The organism is Streptomyces sp. RKND-216 (assembly GCF_004795255.1).
Classification (GTDB): domain Bacteria; phylum Actinomycetota; class Actinomycetes; order Streptomycetales; family Streptomycetaceae; genus Streptomyces; species Streptomyces hazeniae.
Genome location: NZ_SSBQ01000002.1, coordinates 1887950 through 1904539 on the forward strand (window position 1 = coordinate 1887950; position 16590 = coordinate 1904539).

The 16590-nt window shown below is 70.3% G+C and carries 15 protein-coding genes and 2 pseudogenes; 12 read left to right on the forward strand and 5 right to left on the reverse strand.

Annotated features, from left to right (window positions below):
* Positions 1 to 48 precede the first annotated feature (48 nt).
* The 5 genes and pseudogenes from E4198_RS08105 to E4198_RS08125 all read left to right on the forward strand — a co-directional run bounded on the left by E4198_RS08105 (position 49) and on the right by E4198_RS08125 (position 4296).
* A complete protein-coding gene (locus E4198_RS08105; RefSeq protein ID WP_247597591.1) occupies positions 49 to 471 on the forward strand; it encodes a Uma2 family endonuclease in 423 nt (140 codons plus the stop codon).
* A complete protein-coding gene (ychF, locus tag E4198_RS08110) occupies positions 405 to 1493 on the forward strand; it encodes a redox-regulated ATPase YchF (RefSeq protein ID WP_136182576.1) in 1089 nt (362 codons plus the stop codon). The genes E4198_RS08105 and ychF overlap by 67 nt, the downstream gene beginning before the upstream one ends.
* Positions 1494 to 1594: 101 nt before the next feature.
* A complete protein-coding gene (locus E4198_RS08115; protein ID WP_136182577.1) occupies positions 1595 to 2551 on the forward strand; it encodes an IS481 family transposase in 957 nt (318 codons plus the stop codon).
* 7 nt (positions 2552 to 2558) lie between these two features.
* A pseudogene (locus E4198_RS08120) lies at positions 2559 to 2918 on the forward strand (transposase family protein); the annotation flags it as partial.
* A 127-nt stretch (positions 2919 to 3045) separates the two neighbouring features.
* Positions 3046 to 4296 (forward strand): PP2C family protein-serine/threonine phosphatase, encoded by a 1251-nt coding sequence (locus E4198_RS08125; RefSeq protein ID WP_136182578.1) that lies wholly within the window; start codon positions 3046 to 3048, stop codon positions 4294 to 4296.
* A gap of 38 nt (positions 4297 to 4334) precedes the next feature.
* Here E4198_RS08125 and E4198_RS08130 read toward each other — a convergent pair whose 3' ends face one another.
* Together E4198_RS08130 and E4198_RS08135 are read right to left on the reverse strand one after the other, a co-directional pair.
* On the reverse strand, positions 4335 to 5117 hold the full coding sequence (locus tag E4198_RS08130; RefSeq protein WP_136182579.1) for a VTT domain-containing protein: 783 nt from the start codon (positions 5115 to 5117) through the stop codon (positions 4335 to 4337).
* 106 nt (positions 5118 to 5223) lie between these two features.
* On the reverse strand, positions 5224 to 6276 hold the full coding sequence (locus E4198_RS08135) for an acyl-CoA desaturase (protein WP_136182580.1): 1053 nt from the start codon (positions 6274 to 6276) through the stop codon (positions 5224 to 5226).
* Positions 6277 to 6549: 273 nt separating this feature from the next.
* Between E4198_RS08135 and E4198_RS25160 the strand changes: the two genes are divergently transcribed.
* The 5 genes from E4198_RS25160 (at position 6550) to E4198_RS08160 (ending at position 11928) form a co-directional block, all read left to right on the forward strand.
* Complete coding sequence (locus E4198_RS25160) at positions 6550 to 7122, forward strand: DUF5994 family protein (protein ID WP_210732792.1); 573 nt, start codon at positions 6550 to 6552, stop codon at positions 7120 to 7122.
* 58 nt (positions 7123 to 7180) lie between these two features.
* Positions 7181 to 7480: a hypothetical protein gene (locus E4198_RS08145; protein WP_247597592.1), complete on the forward strand. Its 300-nt coding sequence runs from the start codon at positions 7181 to 7183 to the stop codon at positions 7478 to 7480.
* Positions 7481 to 7516: 36 nt separating this feature from the next.
* Positions 7517 to 8020 carry a DUF5994 family protein gene (locus E4198_RS08150; protein ID WP_136182581.1) on the forward strand — a complete coding sequence of 168 codons (504 nt, stop codon included), beginning with the start codon at positions 7517 to 7519 and terminating at the stop codon, positions 8018 to 8020.
* 589 nt (positions 8021 to 8609) lie between these two features.
* Positions 8610 to 9851, forward strand: a complete 1242-nt coding sequence (locus tag E4198_RS08155; protein WP_136182582.1) for a carboxylate--amine ligase — start codon at positions 8610 to 8612, stop codon at positions 9849 to 9851.
* Positions 9852 to 9858: 7 nt separating this feature from the next.
* The gene (locus tag E4198_RS08160) at positions 9859 to 11928 is read left to right on the forward strand and encodes a hypothetical protein (protein ID WP_247597593.1); all 2070 of its coding nucleotides are present in this window, start codon (positions 9859 to 9861) and stop codon (positions 11926 to 11928) included.
* Positions 11929 to 12128: 200 nt separating this feature from the next.
* Here the strand turns inward: E4198_RS08160 and E4198_RS08165 are convergent, their stop codons facing one another.
* The 3 genes from E4198_RS08165 to E4198_RS08175 form a co-directional block, all read right to left on the reverse strand.
* Entirely contained in the window at positions 12129 to 14009 is a 1881-nt protein-coding gene (locus E4198_RS08165) for an ABC transporter permease (protein WP_247597594.1), read from the reverse strand.
* Positions 14010 to 14164: 155 nt separating this feature from the next.
* Positions 14165 to 14953, reverse strand: a complete 789-nt coding sequence (modA, locus tag E4198_RS08170) for a molybdate ABC transporter substrate-binding protein (RefSeq protein ID WP_136182584.1) — start codon at positions 14951 to 14953, stop codon at positions 14165 to 14167.
* Between the two features lie 116 nt (positions 14954 to 15069).
* On the reverse strand, positions 15070 to 15489 hold the full coding sequence (locus tag E4198_RS08175) for a helix-turn-helix transcriptional regulator (RefSeq protein WP_136182585.1): 420 nt from the start codon (positions 15487 to 15489) through the stop codon (positions 15070 to 15072).
* 362 nt (positions 15490 to 15851) lie between these two features.
* Here E4198_RS08175 and E4198_RS08180 point away from each other — a divergent pair, with 362 nt between their 5' ends.
* The gene (locus tag E4198_RS08180) at positions 15852 to 16343 is read left to right on the forward strand and encodes a DUF2975 domain-containing protein (RefSeq protein ID WP_136182586.1); all 492 of its coding nucleotides are present in this window, start codon (positions 15852 to 15854) and stop codon (positions 16341 to 16343) included.
* A pseudogene (locus E4198_RS08185) lies at positions 16343 to 16546 on the forward strand (helix-turn-helix transcriptional regulator); the annotation flags it as partial. The gene E4198_RS08180 and the pseudogene E4198_RS08185, both read left to right, overlap by 1 nt.
* Positions 16547 to 16590: the final 44 nt, after the last annotated feature.

Below are 16590 nucleotides of genomic sequence, written 5' to 3' on the forward strand. Positions count from 1 at the left end.
AACGCTTCGGGAGGCATCCCGAGGGCTACGACTTCGAGGTCATCCGCCGTGCCGTCCCCCGAGGCGGTCTTCACCGCCGAGGTCGTCTCCAGCCAGACGATCGACCGCGTCGCGAAGCGCAAGCAGTACGCCGTGGCTGGTATCCCGCTCTACCTGCTGGTCGACCCGTTCGCCAAGGAGATCACCCTTTTCCCCGACCCCTCGCACAGGGAGTACCGGGCGCGGCACACCCCCTGGGGCGACAAGCTCCAGCTCCGGAGCCGCTGCCCGCGCTGCTCGGCAGCGCGCTCTTCCCGTCCCTGGACGGGCGTCCGCAGCCATGAGCGGGCGCCCGTAGACTTGCTGGACTGGCCCACACCTCACCGGGCCGTCGAAGCCACCACACCGCTACGGGAAGTCGCCACGTGTCGCTCACGATCGGAATCGTCGGCCTGCCGAACGTCGGCAAGTCGACCCTGTTCAACGCCCTGACCAAGAACGACGTGCTGGCGGCGAACTACCCGTTCGCCACCATCGACCCGCACGTGGGCGTCGTCGGCCTCCCGGACGCGCGGCTGGACAAGCTGGCCGAGCTGTTCTCCTCCCAGAAGGTCATCCCGGCCAACGTCGACTTCGTCGACATCGCCGGCATCGTGCGCGGCGCCAGCAAGGGCGAAGGGCTGGGCAACCAGTTCCTGCACAACATCCGCGAGTCGGACGCGATCTGCCAGGTCATCCGCGCCTTCAAGGACGACAACGTCGTCCACGTCGACGGCAAGGTCTCCCCCGCGGACGACATCGAGACGATCAACACCGAGCTGATCCTCGCCGACCTCCAGACCGTGGAGAAGGTCCTTCCCCGGCTGGAGAAGGAGGCCCGGATCAAGAAGGACAAGCAGGCGCAGGTCAAGGCCGTGCAGGAGGCCCAGGCGATCCTGGAGGACGGCCGCACGCTGTTCTCCGCCGGCATCCGCCAGGGCACCGAGGCCGCCGAGCCGCTGCACGAGTTGCACCTGCTCACGACGAAGCCGTTCATCTACGTCTTCAACGTCGACGAGGACGAGCTGACCGACGACGCCTTCAAGGACGAGCAGCGCGCCCTGGTCGCCCCGGCCGAGGCCGTCTTCCTCAACGCCAAGCTGGAGGCCGACCTCGCCGAGCTGGACGAGGAGGACGCCCTGGAGCTCCTCCAGTCCGTCGGCCAGCACGAGCCCGGCCTCGCCACCCTCGCCCGCGTCGGCTTCGACACCCTCGGCCTGCAGACCTACCTCACGGCCGGCCCCAAGGAGTCCCGCGCCTGGACCATCGCGAAGGGCGCCACCGCCCCCGAGGCGGCCGGCGTGATCCACACCGACTTCCAGAAGGGCTTCATCAAGGCCGAGGTCATCTCCTTCGAGGACCTGGTCGAGACCGGCTCCGTCGCCGAGGCCCGCGCCAAGGGCAAGGCCCGCATGGAGGGCAAGGACTACACCATGCAGGACGGCGACGTCGTGGAGTTCCGCTTCAACGTCTAGATGTATTGCTCATGAGCGTTGTTGACACTCACAGGTCTTGATCATGGCGAAGGCCTCCGTGTGTGGTGGAGGTGTCGAATCTTCACCGCACGGAGGCCTTCGTGTCCCACCGTAATGCCCGTCTGACTCCTTTGGGCAGGCGTCTGCTGGTCGATCGTGTCCGTTCCGGCCGCCCGGTGGCCCATGTGGCTGCGGAGATGGGCATATCCCGGGCCACGGCCCACAAGTGGGTCCACCGGTGGCGAGCCGAGGGCGAGCCGGGCTTGTGTGACCGCCCCAGCCGCCCGCACACGACACCGCACCGCACCGATGCCGATACCGAAGCACGGGTCTGCCGGCTGCGGACCGAACGCAAACTCGGACCCGCCCGCATCGGCCCGATCCTGGGCATGCCGCCCTCGACCGTGCACCGGATCCTCACCCGGCACGGCCTGCACCGGCTGGCCTGGATGGACCGGCCAACCGGGCGCATCATTCGCCGCTACGAACGCGAGCGGCCCGGCGAGCTGGTGCACGTGGACGTGAAGAAACTCGGGCGGATTCCCGACGGCGGCGGCTGGCGTGTCCACGGCCGCGCGGAAAGCCGCCTGACCAAGACCGGAGTCGGCTTCGACTACATCCACTCCGTCGTCGACGACTACACCCGCCTCGCCTACAGCGAGGTCCACCCCGACGAGAAGGCCGCCACCTGCGCAGGCTTCCTCCGCCGAGCCGCCGCCCACTTCGCCGCCCTCGGCATCGACCGCATCGAAAGGGTGCTGACCGACAACGCCTGGTCCTACCGCAAGAGCACCCTCTGGAAGCAGTCCCTGACCTACCTCGGCGCCACCAGCAAACGCACCCGCCCTTACCGACCGCAGACCAACGGCAAGGTCGAACGCTTCAACCGCACCCTGCTCGACGAATGGGCCTACCTGCGGCCCTACACCAGCAACGAGCAGCGGACCGCAGCTCTGCAAGACTTCCTGCACACCTACAACCACCACCGCTGCCACACCGCACTCGGCGGCCAGCCACCGATCAGCCGTGTGAACAACGCTCCGGGTCAATACATCTAGACCCTGTCCGGCGGGGCGACTGCTGTGGGACTCGCCAGCGTTGCCCGGAGCGGTTCACGACATCAAGGCCGCGCGAACCCACAACATCACCGGCGCTCTCGAAGGGGCCGGGGTGGAGTGCTGGGCCGACAAGGGCTACCGGAGCGCCGGAGGCACCATACGTGTGCCCCGCTGGGGGCGCTGGGAGACGTTGTCCGCAGGTCAGCGGGCCGTCAACCGCTCGCATGCGAAGATCCGCGCGCTCGTCGAGCAGGCCATGGCCACCCTGAAAACCTGGCGACTCCTGCGCAAGCTGCGATGCTCAACCACCCGCATCATCAGCCTCGTCCAAGCCGTCCTCACCCTCCAGCTGACCTGCTCAACCTGAGGTTGGAAACGCTCGATGAGTGGCCGAGTAACGTGCGACACGTGCGGATGCTTGCGATGCTGGGTGCAGGCGGAGACGAGCGCCGAGATGCCTCGGCCAGTGGGTCTCGAACGTTTCGAGGTGCGTAATGGCGCAGCCAGGCGAGGCGGAGAGTGGCGGCAGGGGCCGGCTGGACTTGTCGGAAGGCTTCGGTGAACGGCTTCTTGGGCAGCTGCTGGACCGGGCTCACGAGATGCCCCCGCAGCTGATCGGCCCGCTCGTCGCTGAAGAGATTCGTGCGATCGGTGGCCGCGAGGTGTCCATCCTCTTGCAGGACTACGCCCAGCTGCTGCTGGTCCCCCTGCCCGGCAAGGGGCTCACCGACGGCGAGCCGGTGCCGCTTGACGCCTCCCTGGCAGGGGAGGCGTTCCTCAGTGCGAGCCCGGTGGAACGGTCGCAGCCCGACGGCGTGCGGATGTACCTCCCCCTGCTGGACGGCAGTGACGAGGTCGGAGTGATGGCTCTGACCCTGGACAGAGTCGGGGACGACGACCGACGGCTGCTGCGCCGGCTTGCCGGGCTGGTGGCCGACATGCTCGTCACCAAGAACGGCTACACCGATCGCTTCTTCCAGGCCCGGCGACGTGAATCGATGAGCGTGGCGGCGGAGATCCAGTGGTCGCTGCTGCCTCCTCTGTCGATGCGCACCCCGACGGTGGAGGTCTCGGGGATCCTCGAGCCCGCCTACGACGTCGCCGGCGACAGCCTGGACTACGCGCTCAACGACGACATCCTCCACATGGCGGTCATCGACGCGATGGGTCACGGTCTGGGCGCCTCCGTGATGGCCACCGTCGCAGTGGGTGCCTACCGGCACGCCCGGCGCGGCGAGGTCGACCTGGACGAGCTGTATGCGTTCATGGATCGCGCCATCAGCGAGCAGTTCGCTCCCGACCACTTCGTCACCGCGCAGATGATGCGCCTGAACACCAGCAGCGGCGCACTCCAATGGGTCAACGCCGGCCACCCGGCACCGCTCCTCCTGCGCGAGAACCGCGTCACCCGGAAGCTGGAGGGCCACGGAACACTGCCCGTCGGTTTCGGAGGCGCTACCCCGCAGATCAACACCATCCAGCTGCGGCGCGGAGACCGGGTGCTCTTCTACACCGACGGCCTTGTCGAGGAACACGGACGGAGCGGGGAGGAATTCGGTGAGGCACGGTTGACAGAGACCATCGAACGCGTCAGCCCGTCGGCCCGCAGCGTGCAGGAGATGGTCCGCAGCCTCTCCCACGCTCTGATGCACGAACGTCGAGGGGTCACCACCGACGACGCCACACTCTTCCTCGCCGAGTGGCGCGGGGAGAGCGCCGCTCATCTCGCCGTCCCGGACTTCTAGGTTCTTCTGCGCCTCCGGCGACGACCGGTGACGACGCGTCAACGGGTGCGCTGGACGGCGGTGAGAACGCCGGCGGGCAACGGCAGTGTCGGACGGATGGAGGCAGGGGCCGGAAGAGCCGGTGATGCCCGGAACGGGACATGCTTGCGCCAGGCGAGGAGGGAGCCGCCCGCGGCGGTGAGCGCGAGGAAGGAGAAGGCCGCCAGGAACGCGGGCGACGTCGGAGTGCTTGCTTGGCTCCCGGCCACCACGTAGGCGGCGGTGCTGGGCACGGCCCCCAGTCCGGTCCCCGTCAAGAAGGCGGGCCAGCGCATCCGGGAGACAGCCGCCGCCAGGTTCGACCCGGCGAAGGGGATGCCCGGGAGCAATCGGACGACGAGCATCGAGCGGAAGCCGTGGCCGCTCATCTGACGGTCCGCGGCGGTGAGCAGCTTCGCTTTCAGCAGTGGGCGCAGGGCGTCCTGCCCGAGGAGTCGGCCAAGGCCGAAAGAGACGCCTGCCCCGAGCAGGGTGCCGGCGAGGCCGGCGGCAACGCCCAGATACGCACCGAAGAACGCTCCGGCGGCGAGGTTCAGAAACGGCCGGGGAACGAAAGCCACCGTGCAAGCCGCGAAAGCGACGACGAACAGGGGAACGGCAAGAGCTGCCGAAAGCTCGTTCATCCCGTCTTCCGTGATCAGACGTTGAGGCTCGGCGAAGATCACTACGACGGCGGCGGCGCCGAGCACCACCGGGAGCATCGCGAGACGTGGCCGTGGGGCGAGAGACTTGTGCACCAAGCGGATCAGGGGACTCGCGGACTTCGCGACCGAAGAGGTCATTACGTGCATTCTGCTCGTATGGGTGATGGGCGGGTGAGCGGGCGCCATGGGGCCGGGTGAGACCGGCTTGGTCGCGCCAGGCGACAGCGCATGCCCACGGTCATGCTCAGGCGGGGGCGCCGGCGAGGTGGCCTGCGGCGCGCAGGTGGCGCAGGGCTTGGCGGTAGGAATCAATCAGGCCCGTCTCGGTGTAGGGCAGATCGAGGGCCTCGCAGTGGGCGCGTACCAGGCTGCGGGCGCGGGGGAGTTCGGATGTGGGCATGCTGGGGAAGAGGTGGTGCTCGATCTGGTGGTTGAGCCCGCCGAGCACGAAGTCCGTGACAGCCCCGCCGCGCACGTTGCGGGAGGTGAGGACCTGGCTGCGCAGGAAGTCCATGCGCTGGTCGGGGCTGAGCATCTCCATGCCCTTGTGGTTGGGGGCGAACGAGGAGCCCAGGTAGAGGCCGAACAGTCCCTGCTGGACCAGGACGAAGACGAGTGCCTGGAGCGGGGAGAGCACCCACAGCACGACGGTGAGGTAGGCCGCTGCGTGTGCCAGGAGGAGCAGGGCTTCGACGGCCACCGGTGCGGGTGCGCCGCGCGGGCGAGAGCGCAGCGCGCGGATGCTGGCGACGTGGAGGGCCCAGCCCTCCAGGAGCAGCAGCGGGAAGAAGAGTCCGGCCTGGTGGCGCGTCAGGTACGCCCCTGGGCCCGGCTTTCCCGGTGCGTCGGCCTCGTCGAAGATGACGGCGCCGGGTTCGATGTCGGGGTCGCGGCCGATGTGGTTGGGGTGGGCGTGGTGGCGGTTGTGCTTGTTCATCCACCAGCCGAACCCGAGGCCGATGAAGAGGTTGCCGAAGAGCAGGCCCACTGCGTTGTCGAGACGCTTGCTGCGGTACGTCTGGCGGTGTCCGGCCTCGTGGCCGCGGAATCCGCACTGGGTGGAGGCGAAGGCCAGCGGTGCGGCGAGGGCGAGGGACCACCAGGACGCCCCGACCAGGACGAAGGCGGCCCAGCCACCGGCCAGCATCGCGAAGGTGACGAACAGGAGCAGCGTCCCGCGTACGGGGTGTCGCCGCAGCAGACCGGCGTCACGCACCTGGCGGGAGAGGCGAGAGTAGTCACTTCCGCCCCGTCGCGGGTCGGCGAACTCCGTCATGTGCTGTGTACTCGCCGTCATAGGTGTTCGCCCTTCCAATTGCCCCCGGTCACTCACCGTGTTCGTCAAGGTGTGCCCTTTCTACGTTCGACACCCCCGGCGGGCCTTCCTCACGCGCATCGGTCGACGGCTCTCGCTCTCGGGCCTGCAGGGCGCATGGGGGCGGCCGCGAGGAGCCGAGGAGTACGCTGGTCATCACCGAGGGCATTTCGTGCACCGGCTGCAGAGCCGTTGCCGTCCTCGGAGAACGACGACACCGGTCGCCTACAACGCGCCCGGAGGCGGGTTCGCAGCATGACCGCGACGACCGACCGCTCACCTCCCACCTCACCCCCACCCTCCGCGCCCCTACGGCTGGGCCTGAAACCAGCCGGCGATTCTGCCGGACTGCTGGACGGAGCATGGTGGCCCTACTCCCGCGACCTGTCGCGCGAACTCCCCCCGCTCATCGCGGTGCTCGACAGTAAGTGGGGGCGCATCACCCGTATAGCCGTGAACCCGGAGCACTGGCCCGTGATCCCGCGCAGAGTGGCCGTTGCCGGCCACGTGGTCAAGGTGGGCTGGTTCACCGCCGAGCAGGACCCGCACAAGCTGCTGCTCCTCTCCGGCCACGTGGGCCGGTGGGACCTGCTGGTCATACCTCCTGAGACCGACCCGACCACATGCCGCTGGCTCACACGCGCGGCCTGCGACCCCCGTCGCCCCGCCACCGCCTCCGCGCTGCTGCAGGAGGCACGCGGCATCACCGCCCGCGACCCCGCGCGGACGGACGCCCCTCTCGAAGAACGCGCGTGGGAGGGCGAGGGCGGCGCCTATCTCCACGACAGCGGGGCGATTCAACGCACGACGATGTCCCCCGCGCGGTGAAGGTCGCGCGCCCCACTCCCCGCGGTGCCGCACCGCCGCATTCCGATCCGAGGCACTCATGGAACCCGACTACACCCTGCCGGCGGCCGACCTCGCCGAGGTCCGCATCATCGCCGCCTCACCGGAAGCCGCCCGCCGGGTCGCCGAAGTGTTGCGCAACGTCTTCGACGGGGGCGAGCAGCGTAGCTACCCGGCGGGAGCCGACGACGCCGGGACCCGCCTCAACCTGACGGTCGACACCACTCGGCGCCCCGCCCGGAACCCTCGTGGCACGGGGCTGCGACCGGCGCTCGGACGCACCGTGACCAGCGCGGAGCCCCACTCCGACGAGGTCCTCGTCAATCTGGCCGACCGGTGAAGCGCCCGCATCGGACACCGGGAAAGGACGAAGGGCATGACAGATCCGGACACCTCACCGCACAACCCCCGGCTGCCGGACGAGGTCCACCGAGCGGTACGTCCCGGCACGGCGCTGCTCAGGCTGGAGACGACAGGAAACCGTGCGGGACTTCTCGACGGGGCGTGGTGGCCCCGCTCCCGCGATGTCACGACGGAACTGCCCGAGCTGATCGTCGCCCTGACCGAGCACCTCGGTCCGATCCGGCGTGTCGGTCTCGACGCGCGTGCATGGGACAGGCTTCCGACCCGCCTGGTCGTCGATGACCGCATCGTGCACATCGACTCCTCACGCATCGGTGATGACACGGCGCTGATCACACGCGGTGACCGTGACCTGTTCTCCCTGCTGGTGGTCCCGCCGGAAGCCGAACACGGAGCGGCCTGCGACGCGATGACGAGGGCCGTGAGCGCCGACAACACGACCCGCGCCGGACCTCTCCTGATCGACACCGGAGCCGGTCGCCCGCACGCACCGCCGTCCGGAGCGGGCCGAACGTGAAGGGGGACGGTGCCCTGCGGAGAACCCGGCGGGACGTGCGCCCGTGTCGGTGTCCCCCCACCGTGTCCTCGGCATCCTGCTGCCCGTGACCATCCATCTCGCAGGCGAGACCATGCTGGCCTGGCTCGGACTGGCCAGCGGCCTCCTCGTCACCGCCATCGGCATCAGCCTCCTGTAGGGAGCCACTGCTCCTCTTCCTCTCCGACGTGCGGCTGGAGCCCGACGAACAACCGCACTCCCTCCCATTGCCAATGTGCCCAGCGGGCCCGCCGGCGCCCAGCGCAGGTGCTGAGCCGGTGCCAGGGACCCATCAGTCCGCAGCAGTCAGCAGGATGGTCGCGAATCGCCGTCGAAGGCCGTCGCACGCCAACGCGAAGTAGCAGGTCAGTCCCCCCGTGTCACCGCCGCCCGCAGGCCAGACCGTGCCTCGATACGTTTCGCTTCAGCGTGTGAACTCCGCCGCGGTAGCGTGCCCGCGGGGGTGGGACGGCTCCCGGGACTGCGCGTGGGGGTGAGGGGCTCGCGCGGCGCGGGTACGGTGGTGCCAGCCACCCGTCGACGAGTCCACACGCCGAAGGAGAAAAGGTCTATGCCACAGCGCGAAACGGCCCACTGGAACCCGGACAAGGGCTATGTAGCGCTTCTCGGCTGGAGTCTCAACGCGGTGGAGGCCCTCGACCGGTTCGACCGGCGCTATGTCGTCGTGGCACCGGAATGGGCCGAGGAGTACTGCATCGAGCACGACATACCGTACGTGCCGTGGAACTTCGACCGGCTCAACGACCGCTCGATGGAGATCGCCGAGACGCTGCAGAAAGAGGGCGTCGACGTCGCCATCCCGCTGTTCGAGGAAACGGTGGAATGGGCCGGGGCGATCAATTCGGTCCTGCTGGACAATCCGCGTCTGTACGGTCAGGCCATGCTGCTGCGCGACAAGGCGCTGATGAAGCGCCGCGCCCAGCTCGGCGGCATCCGGGTCGGGATCTTCGAGGAGGCCCACGACCGGGACGACGTGATCCGCTTCCTCAAGCGCGTCAACCAGACTCTGCTCAAGCTGGACGGCGACCCGAACGACCCGATCCACCTCAAGGCGTTCGACAAGGCCGGATGCCTCGGGCACCGCGTCATCCGCACCCCGGACGAGGTCGACACGATTCCGGACGAGGAGTTCCCGGTCCTCATGGAGTCCCACCTCGACGGCTGGGAGTTCGCGGTCGAGGCGTGGGTGCACAACGGGAAGATCAAGTTCCTCAACATCTCCGAGTACGTCACGCTCGGCTATTCGGTGTTCGTGCCGGCGACGCCGGAACTGGAGAAACACCGCGCGCAGATCACGGCGCAGATCGAGAAGCTGATCAAGACGTTCGACATCGAATTCGGCTTCGTGCATCCGGAGTATTTCGTCACCAGTGACGGCGAGATGTACTTCGGGGAGGTCGCGTACCGGCCGCCGGGCTTCAAGGTGTTCGAACTGCTGGAGCGGGCCTACGGGTTCAACGCCTACCATGGCCTGGTCCTGGCCTTCGACCCGAAGACGACGGAGGAGGAGATCGACGCCTTCTTCCCGCGCGAGGTCGTCGACGCGTCCGGGGTCGCCGGCTGCTTCGGTGTCTACCCGCGCCGCCGCGTCGTCAGCGAACTGCAGATCCCCGAGGAGACCGAGGACGACGACTACTACGAGTCGCACGACCTCTCGACGCCGCTCGAGGAGACCGTCACCAAGCGGACCGCGTTCGGCACGCACTGGGGTCTGGTGTACTTCTTCGGCGATGACCCGTACCGGATGCGCGACCTGTTGAAGAAGCAGGAAGAGCTCGACTTCTACGTCTGACGGCCCCATGGACGCAGGAGACCTACCCGAGGACGACCTAGTGGAACCGACCGTCGACGTCAACGGTGCGGCCACGACGCTGGACAAGCGCGTGACCTCACTCGACGACGCCATCCAGGCCATGGCCGAGACCCGCGACTTCGGCAAGCACACGAAGCTGCGGCGGGTCCTGGAAGCACTGCGGCGGGTGCTCCTCCAACCGGGCGGCGCCGCGGCGGTCCAGGCCAGGGCGCAGGCCATCGAGGAGGCCGGGCTCTTCCTGGAGACGGACTGGGCGTCCCCGGAAATCCTCATCCCGGCGCTGGTCGGCCCGAGCCTGCACAGCGGAGACGCGGACACCGTCGTCATGGAGGCGACCAGCGAGCTGCGGATGCTCGCGGTGGCCCGCGGCGACTACGCGCACCCGACGCTGCCCGCCGAGGACGCCCACCAGTTCCTGTCCCAGGTGCTGGCGACGAACCTGGAACTGCTGTTCACCCCGCCCGGCGAGGCGGAACGAACCCGGCAGGGCCGGACCGCGCAGCTCGTCCGGGACCTTTTCCACCACCTCGCCGACGAGATCGGCTACGACAGCGTCCTGGACAACCTGGTCGACGAGATCTGGCGGATCCTGCGCCAGCGCCCGATCCAGGTCGAGGCCGTGCAGTCGCTGATCACCCGGATCGCGGGCTACCGCGAAGACCCCGATGTGGATCTCGGCACGACGTCGGGGCAGGGCATGGACAGGCTCATCACGAGCCTGTTCGGGACCACGGAGGCGTGCCGGGAGGACCCGGGCATCGACGTCTTCCGCTCGCGGCTCGAGGCGATGGACAACGGCGGCCTGCAGTACGAGGCGACGGGTTTCGCGCGGGCGATGCACGACACCGGTCTGGTGTCGCCCTACCACGCCGAACTCCTCCGGTTCCTCCTGCGCGAGAGCGACTACCTCGTCGGGGAGGCGCTCGGGCTGTCCGACACCGGCCGCAACTGCCTGATGCGCTACAGCCCCCTGGTGCACCGGCTGATCGAGGTGGCCGTGCACCCGCAGACCGCGCAGTGCATCTACGGGCTGGCCTTGCTGCTCGACCGCGGCATCCTCTACGAGCCGCCGATCGTGCCCGCGCTGTGGCGCCAGCTGGCGCTCGCACTCTCCCCGGTCGCGCGGGAGCGGTTGACGACGGTGTTCGGCGACGTGCCGGGGCCGGAGGCGCGGCTGGTCGCGGGGGTGCTCTCGATGCTGGGCCAGCCGCTCGGCGTCGGCCAGGGCGACAACCCGACCTGCCAGTCGGCCCGTGCGTTGTCGATGTGGTCCTACAACGACCCGGACTACCTGCTGCAGATGGTCGTCTGGGCGGCCCGCGACGACGAGATCATCATGCACTTCGAGGGGCAGCCGATCTCGTCGAAGGAGAGCGGGTCCGGAGTCGCGACCACGCTGCCGATGGACCTGGACCCCGTGTCGCTGATCGCGGTACCGCACCTGGACCGGATCTACGCCGAGATGGGGCGGCGCTGCGCCACGCGGCCGGGGGACCCGCACCGATGGGTCAACCCCGAGTTCCATGGCTGGTGGTCGGCCCGCGGATTCCACATCAACGTGGACGTCGCGACCGGGAACCTGCTCGACCTCGACGAGTTCCTGCGGCAGTTCCACGCCAGCTACCACCCGTCCTTCAACGGCGACCAGCCGCTGATCCATCCGCAGCCCGCCGGCGTCGCGGTCACCGACAGCGCGGCCCGCTACGTCGGCTGGCACGCGATCACGATCCTGCGGGTCGCGCCGGACCCGCAGGACGTCATGCGGGTGTACTTCTACAACCCGAACAACGACAGCGGCCAGGACTGGGGCGACGGCGTCGTCGTCTCCACCGCGGGCAACGGCGAGCGGTTCGGCGAGGCCTCGCTGCCGTTCGACCAGTTCGCGTCGCGGCTCTACATCTTCCACGCCGACCCGCTCGAGCACGGCGAACCGGAGCGAGTGCCCGCCGAGGACGTCGCGCGGATCGTCGGCTACGTCGAGCGCAGCTGGGGCGGCGACCGGCTCCCCGCGGGCACGCTGCAAGCACTCGGAGGCCCCCCGACGCTGGAGGCCTGAGACCCCACGCCGTCCACGACGGTCTCGTCGGCGCGGCCCTTCGATCAGGCCTGGTCGAAGGGCCACCGCGGGGATCCACGGAACTGCCGACACGGCCCCGGAGCCGACATCTCGCGGAATTCATACTGCTCGCCGCCTGGCAGACGTGCGTCCGGGGCCCGGTGAGGCCCGGCGTCTCGAAGGCGGTTTCAGCGGCCGCATCAGAGGGGGACGAGTGTGGTCTCGGTGGCCTTGACGACGGCCCAGACGCGGGTGCCGTCGGCGAGGTCGAGTTCGGCGGCGGCCTGCGGGGTGATCTCGGCGACGAGGTCGGGGGTCGCGTCGGTGGTGAGGAGGACGCGGGTGCGGCTTCCGGACGCGGTGAGTTCGCGGACGGTGCCGTGCCAGGCGTTGCGGGGGCTTCCGTGCGGCCGTTCGCGGTGGAGCGCGACGGCTTCGGGCGGGATGATGGCGAGGGCCTCCTCGCCCGCGGGGAGCGGGTCGGCGACGTGCAGGCGTCCGCCGTCCCGGGTGGCGAGGCCGGTGGCGGTGGTGGTTCCGGTCCAGGCGTTGCGGCCGAGCATGCGGGCGACCCAGGGGGAGCGCGGCGAGCGCGTGAGTTCGGTGGGCGGCGCGTCCTGGATCAGCCGTCCTTCCTCGATCACGAGGACGCGGTCGGCGAGGGACACGGCTTCGACGGGGTCGTGGGTGACGATCAGGCAGACGCCGCCGAACGCCGCGAGGTGACTGCGCAGGGCGTGCCGGACGCGGGCGCGGGTGGTCTGGTCCAGGGCGGCGAGGGGTTCGTCGAGCAGCAGCAGGCGGGGCCGGGCGGCGAGGGCGCGGGCGAGGGCGACGCGGCCGGCCTGGCCGCCGGAGAGGCGGCCGGGCCTGCGGTGCGCGAGGTCGCCGACGCCCAGGTGGTCGAGCCACTGCCGGGCGTGGCGCCGGGCCTCGGTCCGCGGGACGCCGTGCGCACGCAGCCCGTAGGCGGTGTTGCCCAGCGCGGTGAGGTGGGGGAAGAGGGCGCCGTCCTGCGGGACCCAGGCGATGTCACGGCGGTGGGGGGCCGTGCCGGTGACGTCGCGGTCGCCGAGGCGGATGTCGGCGTGGGCGCGGGAGGTGAGACCGAGCAGGGCGCGCAGGAGGGTGGTCTTCCCGGCTCCGTTGGGGCCGACGACGGCCAGGGTCGTGCCGCCGGGGGCGTCCAGCGTCACGTGGTTGAAGCCGGTGACGCGGGCCTGGAGGGAGTAGTCCCGGCGCGGGTCGGAGGGCGGTGCGCCCTGGGCGACCGAAGGGAGACCGGGGTCGGGTTCGCCCGTGGTCGGGGGCGGCTGCTGGACGCGGGCACGGGGGGTTCCGGTCCAGCGGCCGCGGAGCGCGACGAGCACCCCCATGGCGATGACCAGCAGCAGCAGGGAGACCGAGGTGGCGGTCTCGGGCTGTCCCTGGAGCAGCAGGTAGACCTTGAGCGGCAGGGTCTGCGTCGTGCCGGGGAGGTTGCCGGCGAAGGTGATCGTCGCGCCGAACTCGCCCAGTGCCCGGGCCCACGTCAGGGCCGCTCCGGCCAGCAGCCCGGGGGCGACCATGGGGAGGGTGACGGTGACGAACACCCGGACAGGGGTGGCGCCGAGCGAGGCGGCGGTCTCCTCGTAGCGGGGGCGGAGCCCGCCGATCGCACCTTCCAGGCTGATGACGAGGAAGGGCATGGCGACGAACGTCGCGGCGACCACGGCCCCGGCGGTGGAGAAGGGCAGCGTGACGCCGAAAGTGTCGTACAGCCACGGGCCGAGGAGGCCGCGGCGCCCGAAGGCCAGCAGCAGTGCCACTCCGCCCACGGTGGGGGGCAGCACCATGGGCAGCAGGACGAGCGAGCGGACGACGGCCTTGCCGGGGAACCGTGCGCGCGCCAGCAGCCAGGCGAGGGGAACGCCGAGGAGCAGCGACAGTCCGAGGGCCGAGCAGGAGACCAGCAGCGACAGGCGCAGCGCCTGCGTGGTCGCGGGTGCGGTGAGGTTCGCGGCGAGGTCCGGCCACGGGGTGCGGGCGAGGATGCCGACGAGCGGCAGGGCCAGGAATCCCACCGCCAGCAGGGCGGGCACGGCGAGCAGGGCGGGGGCTCCGGTGCCGGGCGGGCGGTGCCTCGCGCCCCCGGCCCACCGCCGTGTGGGCCGGTCCGTCCCGCCCGGCTCCGGGCGCCGCGAACCCTCGCCCGTCCCCCCGGAACGGACGGGCGCGGCGGCGCGGTGGGGGCGTTTCACGGCTTCTGGAAGCCTGCTTCACGGAGGATCCGCTGAGCCTTTGGACCTGTCAGCCATTCGACGAACTCCCCTGCGGCTTCGGCGTGTTCGGAGGATTTCAGGCCGGCGACGGGATAGGTCGCGATCTCGTTCCGGGCGTCCGGCACCGTCACCGCGTCGACCGTGTCGGGGGAGGTCGCGGCGTCGGTCTGGTAGACGAGTCCGGCATCGGCCTCGCCGAGTTCGACCTTGGACAGGACCGCGCGCACGTCGGTCTCCCTGGAGACGGGCTTCACCCGCAGGTCCTGCCGCCGGAGGACCTGCTCGCTGTAGTCGCCCACCGGGACCTCCGGTGCGGCCAGGACGACCTTGAGTCCGGGGTCCGCCAGGTCCTCCAGCGCGTCGATGTCCTCCGGGTTGCCCTCCCGGGTCACGATCACCAGCCGGTTCCGGGCGAAGACCACCGGTTCCGCGGTGTCGTCCCGCACGCGGTCCATGGTCTCGGTGTTGGCGGTCGCCAGCACGTCCGCGGGCGCCCCTTGCGAGACCTGCGCGGCGAGGACCTGCGAGCCGGCGAAGGAGAAGGTGACGTCCGTGCCGGGGTGCGTCCTCTCGTACCTCGCCCCGGCGGCCTGGAACACGTCGGTCAGCGACGCGGCCGCCAGTACCGTGATCTTTTTCTTCGCCGGGCGGCCGTCGCCGGTGCCCCAGCCCCCGGTGCCACCACCGCACGCGGTGAGCAGCACCAGCAGAGAGGCTGTCAGCAGTGCGGCGGCGGTGCGCCGCCCGGAGGGGGAAGAGGGCATCGATCGGCTCCTTCGCGGGGAGGTCGGGAGGCCCGGTGCGGGCCGCGTGCGTGTCGGGGAGGTGCGGGGAGCCGGCTCAGGGGCGGCCGGACGCAACCGGGGACCGTGCTGCGGGTTCAGCCGCGGTCGATGTGCACGCTGGTCGACTTGACGCGGGCGGTGGCCCGCATGCCGACCTCGAGGCCCAGTTCCTCGACGGCCTCCCGGGTCACCAGGGAGACGAGCCGGTGTGGGCCGGCCTGGATCTCCACCTGCGCCGCCACGTCGCCGAGCCGGACGGAGGTGATGATGCCGGGGAAGGCGTTGCGGGTGGAGGTGAAGGGCTCCTCCTCGTCCTGACCGCTCTGGCCCCCCTGACCCCCCTGGCCGTTCTGGGCGACCTCGATCGCGAAGGCCGCCAGGTCCCGGCCGTCGACGAGACGGCGTCCGGACGCGTCGCGGTGGGTCGCGACCCGGCCGGCGTCCGCCCAGCGGCGTGCGGTGTCGGGGCTGACACCCAGCAGCCGCGCCGCCTGACCGATCGTGTAGGACTGCATATGCCTCACACTAGGCCCCACAGCCTCGCATCTGCAAGACAGTCTCGCGTTTTCCATAGCAGGTGCACAGGCAACGGAGAGTGGATCTGAAGGAACCGCCGATGCCCTGACCGGCATCCGGGTGGCGCTTTCGGGCGCGCCTGTCAACAGGCTGCCCGGCACCGCCGTCACGGCACCCGTCAAGGCCACCGGCTTGTCGCGCGCGATGACCGGGTGACCGGCACCCCGGGCGCCCCGGCCCGGTGAGCCGAGATCACGACCCGACGAGCCCGACGAGCCCGACGAGCACAGCCGAGCCGACCCCTTGCCCTGCCTATCGAGATTCGATAGGTTCCCATCGCACTTCGATCGAAGGAGTGGGGATGGGCAAGCTGACGGTGCTGGCACTGCGGGTGGTGATCGTGTCGCTCCTGGCCGGGTCGGTGGGCGTGCAGACCGTGATGGCCACGCTGCTGGCCGCCGACCTGGACGAGGCCGGCCTGGCGGACCGGCGCGTTCCGGTGGTCGTGATCGTGGTGCTCGGCGTCGTGGCGGCGCAGACCGTTTTGGCCTGCGTGTGGCGGCTGGTGACGATGATGCGCCGCGGGACAGTGTTCTCCCCCGCCGCCTTCCGGTACGTCGACGTGGTGATCGGCGCCTTCACGGCCGCCGCCCTGCTGGTGTGCACGCTGGGCGCCGTTCTCGCGCCGGGCGAGGAGGTGGCGCCGGGCCTCGTGCTGCTGCTGGGCGGGGTCGCCCTCGGGGTCCTGGCGGTGGCACTGATCGTGCTGGTGCTGCGGATGCTGCTGGCGCAGGCGGTCGCGCGCGACGTCGAAGCGTCGCAGATGCAGGCCGAACTCGACGAGGTGATCTGATGCCGATCGTCGTCGACGTCGACGTGATGCTCGCCCGCCGCAAGATGTCCGTCGGAGAGCTCGCGGAGCGCGTCGGCATCACCCCGGCCAACCTGGCGGTGCTGAAGAACGGCCGCGCGAAGGCGGTGCGCTTCTCGACGCTCGCGGCGCTCTGCGAGGTACTGGCCTGCCAGCCGGGCGACCTGCTGCGCTGGGAGGCGGACCGGACCGACCAGACTGAGCATGCCGACCAGGCCGAGCACACCGA

Excerpts from the sequence above, each read along its gene's own strand:
- E4198_RS08125 (WP_136182578.1), top strand. The coding sequence starts at position 3,046 with ATGGCGCAGCCAGGCGAGGCGGAGAGTGGCGGCAGGGGCCGGCTGGAC.
- E4198_RS08130 (WP_136182579.1), bottom strand. The coding sequence starts at position 5,117 with ATGACCTCTTCGGTCGCGAAGTCCGCGAGTCCCCTGATCCGCTTGGTG.
- E4198_RS08135 (WP_136182580.1), bottom strand. The coding sequence starts at position 6,276 with ATGACGGCGAGTACACAGCACATGACGGAGTTCGCCGACCCGCGACGG.
- E4198_RS25160 (WP_210732792.1), top strand. The coding sequence starts at position 6,550 with ATGACCGCGACGACCGACCGCTCACCTCCCACCTCACCCCCACCCTCC.
- E4198_RS08145 (WP_247597592.1), top strand. The coding sequence starts at position 7,181 with ATGGAACCCGACTACACCCTGCCGGCGGCCGACCTCGCCGAGGTCCGC.
- E4198_RS08150 (WP_136182581.1), top strand. The coding sequence starts at position 7,517 with ATGACAGATCCGGACACCTCACCGCACAACCCCCGGCTGCCGGACGAG.
- E4198_RS08155 (WP_136182582.1), top strand. The coding sequence starts at position 8,610 with ATGCCACAGCGCGAAACGGCCCACTGGAACCCGGACAAGGGCTATGTA.
- E4198_RS08160 (WP_247597593.1), top strand. The coding sequence starts at position 9,859 with ATGGACGCAGGAGACCTACCCGAGGACGACCTAGTGGAACCGACCGTC.
- modA (WP_136182584.1), bottom strand. The coding sequence starts at position 14,953 with ATGCCCTCTTCCCCCTCCGGGCGGCGCACCGCCGCCGCACTGCTGACA.
- E4198_RS08175 (WP_136182585.1), bottom strand. The coding sequence starts at position 15,489 with ATGCAGTCCTACACGATCGGTCAGGCGGCGCGGCTGCTGGGTGTCAGC.
- E4198_RS08180 (WP_136182586.1), top strand. The coding sequence starts at position 15,852 with ATGGGCAAGCTGACGGTGCTGGCACTGCGGGTGGTGATCGTGTCGCTC.